The sequence below is a fragment of the Dietzia sp. B32 genome (assembly GCF_024732245.1).
Taxonomy (GTDB): domain Bacteria; phylum Actinomycetota; class Actinomycetes; order Mycobacteriales; family Mycobacteriaceae; genus Dietzia.
On sequence record NZ_CP093845.1, the window covers coordinates 2,924,686 to 2,936,597 of the forward strand.

Sequence of the window (11,912 nt, forward strand, 5' to 3'; positions counted from 1 at the left end):
GCCGCCCGCGCGACACTTCCGTCATGACAGACAAGACCAAGCTCACCGCCGCGATCGTGGGGTCCGGAAACATCGGGACCGACCTCATGTACAAGCTCCAGCGCAGCGAGTTCATCGAACCGAAGTGGATGATCGGCATCGACGCCGAGTCGGAGGGGATGAAGCGCGCCGCCGCGGAGGGCCTCATCTGTATGGCCGGCGGCGCCGACGAGCTCCTCACCTCGATCGAGGGCGGAGGCGAGAAGCCGGATCTGCTCTTCGAGGCCACCAGCGCCTACGTCCACAAGGAGTACGCGCCCAAATACGAGGCCGCCGGCATCGTGGCCATCGACCTGACCCCCGCCGCGGTGGGTCCGATGGTGATCCCGCCGGCCAACCTGCGCGACTTCCTCGACGCGCCCAATACCAACATGGTCACGTGTGGCGGTCAGGCCACCATCCCGATGGTCCACGCCGTCTCCTCGGTGGTGCCGGTCGACTACGCGGAGATCGTCGCCTCGGTGTCCAGCGAGTCCGCCGGCCCGGGCACGCGCGCGAACATCGACGAGTTCACCCAGACCACCAAGATGGCCATCGAGAAGGTGGGCGGCGCCAAGCAGGGCAAGGCGATCATCATCCTCAACCCGGCCGAGCCTCCCATGATCATGCGCGACACGATCTTCTGCTCGATCCCCGAGGACGCCGACCACGACCTCATCACCACCGCCATCCGCACGCGGGAGAAGGAGATCCAGGAGTACGTGCCGGGCTACCGGCTGCTCCAGGAACCGCAGTTCGATCCGCCCACCGAGATCACCGGCGGCATGGCCCGCGTGGCGATCTTCGCCGAGGTCGAGGGCGCGGGCGACTTCCTGCCGCCCTACGCGGGCAACCTCGACATCATGACCGCCGCCGCCGCAAAGGTCGGCGAGGAGATCGCCAAGAGCAAGCTCGGAGTGTGACAGACATGGACAAGAACAACCCGCTCAACGCACAGGCCCGCGCCTACAGCGCCGACCTCGACATCCGCATCACCGATTCCTCGCTCCGCGACGGCTCGCACCACAAGCGCCACCAGTTCTCCGTGGAGGACGTCCGCAACGTCGTGGCGGCGCTCGACGGAGCCGGCGTGCCGGTCATCGAGGTGACCCACGGCGACGGGCTCGGCGGTGCCTCGTTCAACTACGGCTTCGCCAAGTCGTACGACCAGGACCTCATCAAGGTCGCGGCCGAGACCGCCACGCAGGCCAAGATCGCCTTTCTCACGTTGCCCGGCCTCGGCATCAAGGACGACATCCTCAAGGCCCGCGACAACGGCGGGTCGATCTGCCGCGTGGCCACCCACTGCACCGAGGCCGACGTCTCGATCCAGCACTTCGGCTACGCCCGTGACCTCGGCCTCGAGACCGTCGGCTTCCTCATGATGAGCCACACCCAGCCGCCGGAGGTGCTCGCGAAGCAGGCCCGGATCATGGCCGACGCCGGCTGCCAGTGTGTCTACATCGTCGACTCGGCGGGGGCGCTCGTCATGGACCAGGTCTCCGACCGCGTCTCGGCGCTCGTCGCAGAGCTCGGCGACGATGCCCAGGTCGGCTTCCACGGCCACGAGAACCTCGACATCGGCGTGGGCAACTCGATCATGGCGATCCGCGCGGGAGCCCAGCAGATCGACGGCTCCACCCGTCGCTTCGGCGCCGGCGCGGGCAACACACCGGTCGAGGCGCTGGTGGGGTGCTGCGACAAGCTCGACATCACGACCGGCGTCGACTTCTTCAAGATCGCGGACGCGGCGGAGGACGTCGTCCGTCCGCTGATGCCGAGCGAATGCGTGGTCGACCGCCAGGCGATGATGCTCGGCTACGCCGGCTGCTACTCGTCGTTCCTCAAGCACGCCGAGGGCCACGCCCAGCGGTACGACGTGCCGGCCTCGGAGATCCTCATCCGCGCCGGGGAGCGCCGCCTCGTGGGCGGCCAGGAGGACCAGCTGATCGACATCGCGTTGGAGATCCAGAAGGAACTCGCCAACGCCTGACCGGGCCGGCGCGGCCCGGCGAGGTCAGGCCTTCTTGACCACGCTCGATTTGAGGTGCATGGGGCCGAAGCCGTCGATCCGGCAGTCGATGTCGTGGTCGCCGGGCCCGTCGACCAGCCGGATGTTGCGCACCTTGGTGCCCACCTTGATCGGCCCGGATCCGCCCTTGACCTTGAGGTCCTTGACCACCACAACGGTGTCGCCGTCGGCCAGGATGTTGCCGACGGCGTCCCGGATGTCCGCAGACCCCGCGTCGTCACCGACCGCGGGGTCGTCGGCGTTCCCGGCCACCCACTCGTGAGCGCACTCCGGGCACACGAGCAGTGGCGGCATCTCGTAGGTGTACTCGCAGGCGCACTCGGGGCACCGCGGCAACGTGGTCTCGCTCATTCCTCGACCATAGTGTCGCGGTGCGCCCAGGCCACGACCGGATCGAGGGACGTCTCGTCGACGAAGTGCAGCGGTTCGCCGGGCAACAGCATCCGCGCGGCGGGCGTGTCGGGGGTCCTGCGCAACTGGCGGCGGAGCGCGGCCATGAGGGTGCGGTCGAGCCGGGTGAGTCGTGCGGGGTCGAAGTCGCCGCGGAGGTGGAAGGTGGTGACGGCACGGCCCGACGCGTTGATCAGCCGGGCGGCGAGGTTGCCGCGCCCCGGGTCGTCGGCGGGGGAGAGGGCGACGACGACGAGGGCCGCCCTCCCGGGAGCCGAGCGGATCGCCCGGATGATCCGACGCCGCCCGAGGATCCGCGTCGCGTAGACGGGCGCGAGCACGATCAGCGGGTCGGCGTCGGAGGCGGTGGCGAGGTCGGCGAGCTCGACCGCAGGGGTGCCGAGCCGACTGCCGAGAGCGGTGGCATAGCGCCGGGTGGAGCCGTACCTGGAGGTGAAGGCGACGACGGGGCGGGTCACGCCCCCGAGTCTGCCAGCCTCCGGTGGAATCCGAGAGGTCTCACTCGGAGTACGACACCTCGACACGGTCGGTCTTGGGCAGGAGCTGGCAGCTCAGGACGTACCCCTCGTCGACCTCCTCGGGATCGAGGATCCCGTTGTGGATCATCTCGACCTCACCGGACTTGAGGATGCAGGCGCACGCCGAGCACTCCCCCTTGCGGCAGGAGAACGGTGCCTTGATGCCCTTGGCGAGCAGGACGTCGAGCAGCGGGGTCTTGCGGGGCCAGGAGACCTCGTGGACCTCGTCGTCGAGCTCGACGACGGCGGTCGCCGGGCCCTCGCCGTCGTCACCGGGGGAGTCGTCGATGACGATCTCGGCGAACGGATCCCCCTCGATCGAGGAGAAAACCTCGGTGTGGATGAGGTGCATGTCGGCGCCCGAGCGGCGGAGCCCGTCCTTGACGGTCTCCATGAACGGGGCCGGGCCACAGATGTAGGAGTGGCGCTTCGTGGCGACGGGCTGGAGGAGGTTGCCGATCATCTCCGCGGTGGGGATGCCGGAGACCGACTCGAGCCAGTGCAGGACGGTGAGGCGGTCGGGGTTCTCCCGCTGGAGCTTCTGCAGCTCATCCTTGAAGATGATCGACCTCTCGTCCCGGTTCGCGTACACCATGACGATGTGTCCGGTGCCCTGGGCGAGTGCCGACTTGAGGATCGACATCACCGGTGTGACGCCCGACCCGGCGGCAAGGAGGATGAAATCCTGGTCCAGGTTCTTGGGCGTGAAGATCCCGGACGGGGCGAGCACGTGCATGCTCATGCCGGCCTCGGCGTTGTCGCACAGCCAGTTGGAGCCGTACCCGTCGATCGTGCGCTTGACGGTCACCTTGAGTCGGGCGTCCTGGGTGGGGGAGCTCGACAGGGAATAGCAGCGCGCGACTGAGCCGGTCCGGTCGCTGGGGATGCGCAGCGTGAGGAACTGGCCGGGGGTGTAGCGGAAGTCGTCCTCGCAGCCTGCGGGGATGTCGAAGACGATCGACCTGGCATCGGCGGTTTCCTCGATCACCTCGGCGATCGTGAGCTCGCGCACGAAGGAGCCGAGCTGGGGTGTTTCGGTCATGGATCGGGAGCCTATCGCTTGGATACGCGCGGACGGGTTTCAGTGCACTGTCCCAGACGACGGCGACCTCCTCCGGGCTGTTCTCGCCCCGGGGAAGTCGCCGGCCGTCGGGGTGTTACTCGGGGACGTAGAGCGGGTTCACCATGTGCTCGTCGTCGGCCGGGTCGACGCCCTCGGCGATGGTCAGCAGACCCTCGGCGTAGGCGTAGCGGATGCTCGCGAGCATCCGGGGGCACGTGTCCTCGCCATCGGGCCGTGCACCACCCTCGCGCCACTCGTTGAGGACGGGGCAGTTGCGGTCGCCGCCCTCCGTCCACTGGATCGAGGTGTGCTTCTCGCTGTTCTTGCGCACGGCCACGCTGGTGCCGCAGCTGCGGCACTCGACGGGCTGGAAGCCGGCCCGCGTGTAGGTCTCGCGATCCAGGTCGGTGTACTCGTGGAGCCGCGCGGCGCGCGCGGGGTCGGTCTCGTCCCAGGTGGGCGCGCGCCGCGAATCGTTCTTCTTGAACATCACTTCTTCGACGGGGCCGCGCCCGCCTCGCCGGCGACCTCGGCCATGCCGGTGTACTGGGTCTGCTCGTCGGAGATCTCCGCCTCGCCGGCCGCTTGCTTGCGCATGTTCTCGGCGACCTCGCTCTCCCAGTACTGGTTGGCCGCGGTGGTGTCGACCTCGAACTCGAAACGCTCCTGCATCTCGGGTTCGACCTTGTCGCGGTCCACGTAGAACTGCTCGTACCAGCGGCGGAGCTGGTAGACGGGGCCGTCCTCCTCGCACAGGAGCGGGTTGGCGATCGAGGACTTGCGCTGCCAGATCCGGACGTCCTGGAGGAAGCCCTCGCCGAAGAAGGTCGCGATCTTCGCGGCCATCTTCGCCGACGTCTCGTCGTCGAAGCCCTGCGGCTTCTTCACCGAGAGCCCGTACATGAGCACGAACGAGTTCTGGTCGATCGGGTAGTGGCAGTTGATGAGGATCGCGTCGGTGACGAAGTCTCCGTACATCTGCTTGAGGGGGTTGATCATGTACGCGGGGCCGAAGTACGAGGCCTCGGACTCCAGGAGGGTGTCGCCGTACTTGCCGCCGGACGGATCGTGGTCCGGACGGCCCTTGGTGTTGAGGTACTGGGTGGCTGTCTGTCCCTCGAAGACGTTCTTGAAGTACGTCGGGAACGCGAAGTGGATGTAGTAGAAGTGGGCCATGTCGACGACGTTGTCGACGATCTCCATGCAATTGGAGCCCTCGATGACGAGGCGGTTCCACTCCCAGTCGGTCCACTCGCCCGTGTCGTACTCCTCGATGACCGGGATGGCGTCCTCCTCGAGGGGCGGGTTGCCCTCGTGGTCGTGCCAGACGAAGACCTGGCCGGACTGGACGTTGGTGATCCACGCGCGGGTCTTGGCACGCAGGGGCACGCGCTTGGCGTAGGGGATGCCCTTGCACTTGCCGTCGCCACCCCAGCGCCAGTCGTGGAACGGGCACGCGATGTTGCCGTCCTTGATCGAGCCGTCGGACAGGTCGCCGCCCAGGTGGCGGCAGTACGCGTCGAGGACCTTGATCTCGCCCTCGTCGTCGGCCCACACCACGAGCTTGGTGCCGAAGGCGTGGATGGAGTGGGGCTTGCCGTCGGAGAACTCCTTGACGGTGCCGATGCAGTGCCAGCCGCGTGCATATCGATCCCGGGCCTTGCCGGTATCGATCTCGCGGACGGCTCCGGGGGCTGAGCCGGGTGCGGTCATGATTCCTCCTGAGGGGCGTGAGCCGGATGAGAACAGGTTATAGAATGGGCGGGCAGGCCACAACCAGGGTGCGTAAGTGCTGGCACGGGGTGCCAGAAGCTCTTGCTCGGCGGCGGTTGTCTGGTGCAAAACTGTAACGTGTTCTAGTCTAGTCCGCATCACTCCCACGAACGCCAGAGAGGTTCACATGAGCGAGTACGCCTCCCACGAGGTCATCGACCGCATCACGGCTCTGCTGCCCGGTTTCGCCGAGCGGGCCCAGGAGACGGAGGACCTGCGCAAGGTCCATCCCCAGAACATCGCGGAACTCGACGAGGCCGGCTTCTTCAAGCTGTGCCAGCCGGCCCAGTGGGGCGGGTACGAGGCGGACATGGAGACCTTCTACACGGCGGTCAAGACCATCGCGACGGCGTGCCCGTCCACCGGGTGGTGCGCGAGCATCCTCGGTATCCACAACTGGCACCTCGCGCTCTTCCCGCAGCAGGCGCAGGAGGACGTGTGGGGCGAGGACCCGACGGTGCGGATCTCGTCCTCGTACGCGCCGATGGGTGCGGCGAAGAAGACCGCCGACGGGCTGCTGCTCAACGGCAAGTGGTCCTGGTCCTCGGGTTCAGATCACGCCGACTGGGTCTTCGTGGGCGGCCCGGTGCTCGACGACAACGGCAAGATGGTCGACTTCTGCACGTTCCTGGTCGAGAAGTCGCAGTACGAGATCCTCGACGTCTGGCACGTCGCCGGGCTCAAGGGCACGGGCTCCAACGACATCCTGGTCAAGGACGCACTCATCCCCGAGCACCGCGTGCTGTCCTTCGGCCTCATGGCGGCCACCAAGAGCCCGGGTCTCGAGGTCAACACCAACCCCATCTACAAGATGCCGTGGGGCACCATCCACCCCACCACCATCTCGACGCCGATCGTCGGCATGGCGTTCGGCTGCTATGACGTTCACCGCGAGCACCAGCGGGAGCGCGTGCGCGCGGCGTTCGGCACCGCGGTCAAGGACGATCCGTTCGCCAAGGTGCGCCTGGCCGAGGCGGCCGGCGACATCGACGCGGCGTGGCTGCAGCTCATGCGCAATGTGCGCGAGGAGCAGGACATCATCACCGCCGGCGGATACCCGGACATGACGATCCGCACGCGCGCCCGCCGCGACCAGGTCCGCGCCACGCAGCGGTCGATCGACGCCATCGGTCTGCTGTTCCAGAACTCCGGGGCCCGCGCCCTGGAGGAGACCTCGCCGATCCAGCGATTCTGGCGGGATGCCAACGCCGGGCGGGTCCACGCCGCCAACGAGGCCACCAAGGCGTACATCATGTATGGACAGAACGAGTTCGGCGAAAAGGTCACCGACTCGATGGTCTGATCCACCTCACGGATCGAAAGGACTAACAATTATGGCGATCAGCAATTTCGGGTATGTCCGGGTCTTCGCCACGGACATGGCCGCCTGGCACGAGTACGGCACGAAGGTGCTGGGTTTCGTGGTGGGAGCGGGCGACGATCCCGAGTCGCTCTACTTCCGGATGGACGATCATCCGCACCGGTGGATCATCGTCCCCGGCGAGGAGGACACGCTCTCCGCGGTGGGCTGGGAGTGTGCGAACGAGGGCGAGTTCGAGGACGTCAAGCGGCGCCTCGACGCGGCCGGTGTGCCCTGGGAGGACGCACCTGCCGAGGTGGCGCGCGACCGCAAGGTGCGCGGGCTGATCACCTGTCAGGACCCGGCCGGGTTCACGCTGGAGATCTACCACACCATCGCGCTGCAGCACCGTCGCATCCCGACGCCGTACGGGCACGAGTTCGTCACCGGCGACCAGGGTGCGGGCCACATCGTCCTGTCCACCCCGGACGAGACCGCGGCGCTCGAGTTCTACCGTGACGTCCTGGGGTTCTCGCTGCGTGACTCGATGAGCCTGCCGCCGGAGATCGTGGGCCGACCGGCCGACGGCGAGCCCGCGTGGCTGCGGTTCCTCGGCTGCAACCCGCGGCACCACTCGCTGGCGTTCACCCCGTTCCCCAACCCGACCGGGATCATCCACCTGATGGTCGAGGTCGGTACCGCGGACGACGTGGGGCTGGCGCTGGACCGGGCGACGCGCAAGAAGGTGAGGATGTCGGCCTCGCTCGGCCGGCACGTCAACGACAAGATGCTGAGCTTCTACATGAAGACGCCCGGCGGCTTCGACTGCGAGTACGGCTGCGAGGGCGTGCAGGTCGAGGACGACGAGAAGTGGGTGGCGCGGGAGTCGACGGCCGTGAGCCTGTGGGGCCACGACTTCTCCGTCGGGTTCAAGTAGCCGCCTAGGCTGGGCCTTGTAGACAGTTCACGAGCCGAAAGTCCAGGGAGGACGACCCACATGAGCAGCACCGACGAAAGCCCGGAGGGCCAGTCCTTCAGCAGCCGTGAACTGCGTGACGCACTGGGACAGTTCTGTACGGGGATCACCGTCATCACCGCGATCGAGGACGACAAGCCGGTGGGTTTCGCCTGCCAGTCGTTCTCGGCCCTGTCGCTCGAGCCGCCGTTGGTGCTGTTCTGCCCGATGAAGACCTCGGGTTCGTGGAAGGGGATCGAGAAGGCGGGACGGTTCGTGGTGAACATCCTGTCCGAGGAACAGGAGGACGTCTCCTCGACGTTCGGCCGCCGCGGTGACGACAAGTTCGCGCAGATCGACTGGTCGCCCAGCCCGCTGGGCTCGCCGGTGATCGACGGCGTCATGGCCTGGTTGGACTGCGAGATCGACCAGGTCCTCGACGGCGGCGATCACTGGATCGTGCTGGGGCGGGTCGATAACCTCGGCCCGACCAAGCGCGACATCCGCCCGTTGCTGTTCTACCGCGGTGCCTACCTCAGCATCGAGGAGGACGTGGTCGACCCGACGCCCGAGCAGGAGGAGTTGGAGAACTTCATCACCTCCGCCGACTCCTACACGTGGCTGTGAGCGGGCCGGTGGGCGAGGTCGGCCGGGCCACGGAGCCGCTGGCCAAGGCGTTGGCCGAGGCGGAGGAGATCATCCGCTCGGCGCCGCACGTCCACACCGAGGAGGACGTCGCGGAGGGCCTGGACTACCTGATGGGGACCATCCGGGGGGCCATCGAGACCGGCCAGCACCGCGGGCGCAGTCACCCGCAGCTGTTCCAGGCCACGGGCCCGTATACCAAGATGGGCCTGGACAACCCGGACACGTTGTACTTCTACGCCAACCTCACCGACGGCGCGGAGTACGTGATCGAGGGGCGGCGCGGAACGACCGCGGACCTGTCTTTCCAGGTGATGGCGGGGACGTACTCGGCCGACGAGCGCGCCGCGTCGCACGCGGCGTTCGACGACCGCGCGCTGGAGATCGACGCCGAGGGTCGGTATCACTTCCGATTGGGGCCGGCGAGATACGACGACGACGAGGGCGACTCCGGCTACGTGGTGCTCCATCCGGGATCGTCCATGATCGCGGTCCGCGAGGTGTACTCGGACTGGAGCCGTGAAGAGGCCGGGTCGGCGATCATCCGCAGACTCGACACGGTCGGCACCGCCCCGGAGCCGGTGACGCTCGCCGGGCAGGAGAAGTTCTACACCAAGCTCGCCGAGGCGCTCGTCGGCCGGCTGCGTACCTGGCTGGCGTTCCCGGAGTGGTTCTTCGGGGACCAGCCGCGCAACACCCTGAACGAGCCCCGCCGGACGCCGGGTGGGCTCACCACGCAGTACTCGTCCGCGGGCGTCTTCGAGCTCGGGCCGGACGAGGCCATCGTGATCTCCGTGCCCGTCGCCGGGGTGCCCTACCAGGGCTTCCAGCTGGGCAGCATGTGGTACGCCTCGCTGGAGTACGTGCACCACCAGACGAGTCTCACCGCCGACCAGGCGCACGTCACCTCCGACGGGCTCATCCATCTGGTGGTCTCCGAGCGGGACCCGGGGTTGGCCAACTGGGTCGAGACGCTCGGTCGTCGCGAGGGCATCATGCAGTTCCGGTGGCAGCGGGTGAGCGACCCCGTCACGCCGGAGCTGGGCCCCACGGTCAGGGTGGTGCCGTTCGAGCGGCTCGCCGACGAGGTCCCCGGATACGACGAGTTGCGGGTGACGCCCGAGCAGTGGCGCGAGCGGATCGCCGCCCGCCAGGACGCGTTCGCGCGGCGGGGGCTCTCGTGAGCGGGCCGGCCGGGACCGACTCCGATCGTGTCCACGTCGGCACTGTCGAGGACCTGCACGCCAGCGCGTCGCGCACGGTCGGGCTCGAGGACTTCGCCGACGGCGACGACGGGCACCGCGAGGCGCTGGGGGTTCTGCTGGACTCCCTGCACTCCGACGCGGGTCTGACCCCGGCCGGCAGCAAGTACTGGCGGTCGGTCCTCAAGAGCGCGCTCACCGCCCGGCTGCTGGCGAACGCGGGATTCTCGGCGGACCCGGCCCGGGCGGACTCCGTGATCGAGCGGCCCGTCGTCGTCACCGGGTTGCCCCGGACCGGCACCACGGCGCTGCACCGGCTCCTGGGCGCCGACCCCGCCAACCAGGGGCTCGAGCTGTGGCTCACCGAGGTCCCGCAGCCGCGGCCGCCTCGCGAGCAGTGGGAGGACGACCCCGCCTACGTCGGCCTGCGGGACCTGTACTCGGGGTTCATGGCGGAGAATCCCGACTACGGCGGGGTGCACTACATCTCCGCCGACGACCTCGAGGAGTGCTGGCAGCTGCTGCGTCAGTCGGCGACCAGCGCCTCCTACGAGTGCCTCGCCCGACTCGACGGCTACTCGCAGTGGCTGGCCGGGGTCGACTGGGTGCCCGCGTACCGGCGTCACAGGCGGAACCTGCAGCTCATCGGGGCGAATGATCCCGGGCGGCGCTGGGTGCTCAAGAACCCCAGCCACCTGTTCGCGCTGGACGCGCTGCTGGAGGTGTACCCGGACGCGGTGGTGGTGCAGACGCACCGGGATCCGCGGAAGTCCATGGCGTCCATGTGCTCGCTCGCGCACAAGACCGCCACGGAGTGGTCCACGCGGTTCACCCCGGAGTACATCGGTGCGTCGCAGTTGGACTTCTGGGCGCGGGGCGTCGAGACCTTCGACGCCGCCCGCGCCCGGCACGAGGCGGACCCGGCATCGCGGGCGACGTTCGTGGACGTCGACCACCACGAACTGGTGGACGATCCCGCGGGCGTGGTGGAGCGCGTCTACGCCGCGGTGGGGACGGAACTGCCGGAGGACGTACGCGCGGGCGTGGTGGCCGAGAACGACAAGAGTCTGTCCGGCGACCGCGCGCCCGCGCACCGGTACACGCTCGCCGACTACGGACTCAGCGAGGCGCTGATCGCGGAGCGGTTCGCCGGGTACCGCGGGCTGGAGGGCTAGAGGTACTTGCCGACCGCGTCGATGATCTTCTCGGCCACGTCCCGGGTGCACACCAGCAGGTCGGGGAATTCGATCTGTTCGGTGTTGTATACTAGTTCGGACCCGTCCAGGGCGCTGGCGTGCAGACCGCGCTGCTGCACCACGCCGACGGTCGCGGCGGAGTCCCACTGGTGGTGCCCGCTGGTGTGGATGTACGCGTCGCACTCGCCCTCGAGCACCGTCGCGGTCTTACCGCCGCCGGATCCGAGGTGGACCAGGGAGGCGCCGAGTTCCTCGGCGAGCTCTTCCGCGAACGCCGGCGGTTCGGCCTCCGAGACGGCGATGCGCAGGCGGTCGTCCTCACGGGGCGGTACCAGCGGGCCGGGCCGGGGGCCACGGATGATCGACAGGGGCTGGTAGGTGGTGGCGCCGCGTCCGGTGAGGACGCGGCCGTAGGCGGGCATGGCGATCGCGCAGGCGGTGATGCCGCCGACGCCCTGCGGGTCCTTCTCCCACAGCGCCACGTGGACCGCCCAGTCGGGGCGGCCCTCGGTCACGTAGGAGCGGATCCCGTCGAGGGGATCGACGAACCACACACGGTCGGCCTCGAGCCGGGCGCGGGAGTCGGGGTCCCACTCGCCGAACACCAGGTCCCCGGGTCGCGCCACGGCGAGCCGGTCGATGATGACGGACTGCGCCTCACCCTCGGCGAACGCGCCGAGGTCCTCCGGCGCCACCTTCGAGACCCGCAGGTCGGTGAGCAGGCGTCCGGCCTGGGCCGCGAGGTCCTCGGCCGACCGCTGGTCATTGGTCCGTCCATGCGCGGGGAAGGGGCTCATGC

13 protein-coding genes are annotated in these 11,912 nt (G+C 68.5%); 7 read left to right on the forward strand and 6 right to left on the reverse strand.

Going from position 1 to position 11,912, the window contains the following annotated elements; translation table 11 throughout:
• Positions 1 to 23: 23 nt before the first annotated feature.
• Positions 24 to 941, forward strand: coding sequence for an acetaldehyde dehydrogenase (acetylating) (locus L8M95_RS13835; protein WP_260486688.1), 918 nt, complete (start codon positions 24 to 26; stop codon positions 939 to 941).
• A 5-nt stretch (positions 942 to 946) separates the two neighbouring features.
• Positions 947 to 2,011 carry a 4-hydroxy-2-oxovalerate aldolase gene (gene dmpG, locus L8M95_RS13840; protein WP_260486689.1) on the forward strand — a complete coding sequence of 355 codons (1,065 nt, stop codon included), beginning with the start codon at positions 947 to 949 and terminating at the stop codon, positions 2,009 to 2,011.
• A 24-nt stretch (positions 2,012 to 2,035) separates the two neighbouring features.
• On the opposite strand, the gene L8M95_RS13845 is transcribed toward dmpG, so the two are convergent.
• From L8M95_RS13845 to L8M95_RS13865, 5 genes are all read right to left on the reverse strand, one after another.
• Positions 2,036 to 2,401, reverse strand: coding sequence for a zinc ribbon domain-containing protein YjdM (locus L8M95_RS13845; RefSeq protein WP_260486690.1), 366 nt, complete (start codon positions 2,399 to 2,401; stop codon positions 2,036 to 2,038).
• Positions 2,398 to 2,919, reverse strand: coding sequence for a flavodoxin domain-containing protein (locus L8M95_RS13850; protein ID WP_260486691.1), 522 nt, complete (start codon positions 2,917 to 2,919; stop codon positions 2,398 to 2,400). Before L8M95_RS13850 ends, L8M95_RS13845 begins: the two co-directional genes overlap by 4 nt.
• A gap of 40 nt (positions 2,920 to 2,959) precedes the next feature.
• Positions 2,960 to 4,021: a ferredoxin--NADP reductase gene (locus tag L8M95_RS13855; protein ID WP_260486692.1), complete on the reverse strand. Its 1,062-nt coding sequence runs from the start codon at positions 4,019 to 4,021 to the stop codon at positions 2,960 to 2,962.
• A gap of 115 nt (positions 4,022 to 4,136) precedes the next feature.
• Complete coding sequence (locus L8M95_RS13860; protein ID WP_067711766.1) at positions 4,137 to 4,532, reverse strand: hypothetical protein; 396 nt, start codon at positions 4,530 to 4,532, stop codon at positions 4,137 to 4,139.
• A complete protein-coding gene (locus tag L8M95_RS13865; protein WP_067711769.1) occupies positions 4,532 to 5,755 on the reverse strand; it encodes a Rieske 2Fe-2S domain-containing protein in 1,224 nt (407 codons plus the stop codon). The genes L8M95_RS13860 and L8M95_RS13865 overlap by 1 nt, the downstream gene beginning before the upstream one ends.
• A gap of 187 nt (positions 5,756 to 5,942) precedes the next feature.
• Between L8M95_RS13865 and hsaA the strand changes: the two genes are divergently transcribed.
• From hsaA to L8M95_RS13890, 5 genes are read left to right on the forward strand one after another with little or no spacing between them, the layout of a single operon-like run.
• Positions 5,943 to 7,118, forward strand: a complete 1,176-nt coding sequence (gene hsaA / locus L8M95_RS13870) for a 3-hydroxy-9,10-secoandrosta-1,3,5(10)-triene-9,17-dione monooxygenase oxygenase subunit (protein WP_067711772.1) — start codon at positions 5,943 to 5,945, stop codon at positions 7,116 to 7,118.
• A 31-nt stretch (positions 7,119 to 7,149) separates the two neighbouring features.
• A complete protein-coding gene (hsaC, locus tag L8M95_RS13875; RefSeq protein ID WP_096906051.1) occupies positions 7,150 to 8,052 on the forward strand; it encodes an iron-dependent extradiol dioxygenase HsaC in 903 nt (300 codons plus the stop codon).
• A gap of 60 nt (positions 8,053 to 8,112) precedes the next feature.
• Positions 8,113 to 8,697, forward strand: a complete 585-nt coding sequence (hsaB, locus tag L8M95_RS13880; RefSeq protein WP_067711778.1) for a 3-hydroxy-9,10-secoandrosta-1,3,5(10)-triene-9,17-dione monooxygenase reductase subunit — start codon at positions 8,113 to 8,115, stop codon at positions 8,695 to 8,697.
• A complete protein-coding gene (locus L8M95_RS13885) occupies positions 8,688 to 9,899 on the forward strand; it encodes a hypothetical protein (RefSeq protein ID WP_260486693.1) in 1,212 nt (403 codons plus the stop codon). Before hsaB ends, L8M95_RS13885 begins: the two co-directional genes overlap by 10 nt.
• The gene (locus tag L8M95_RS13890) at positions 9,896 to 11,092 is read left to right on the forward strand and encodes a sulfotransferase (protein ID WP_260486694.1); all 1,197 of its coding nucleotides are present in this window, start codon (positions 9,896 to 9,898) and stop codon (positions 11,090 to 11,092) included. The genes L8M95_RS13885 and L8M95_RS13890 overlap by 4 nt, the downstream gene beginning before the upstream one ends.
• Here L8M95_RS13890 and L8M95_RS13895 read toward each other — a convergent pair.
• On the reverse strand, positions 11,089 to 11,910 hold the full coding sequence (locus L8M95_RS13895; RefSeq protein ID WP_260486695.1) for an inositol monophosphatase family protein: 822 nt from the start codon (positions 11,908 to 11,910) through the stop codon (positions 11,089 to 11,091). The genes L8M95_RS13890 and L8M95_RS13895 overlap by 4 nt on opposite strands.
• Positions 11,911 to 11,912: the final 2 nt, after the last annotated feature.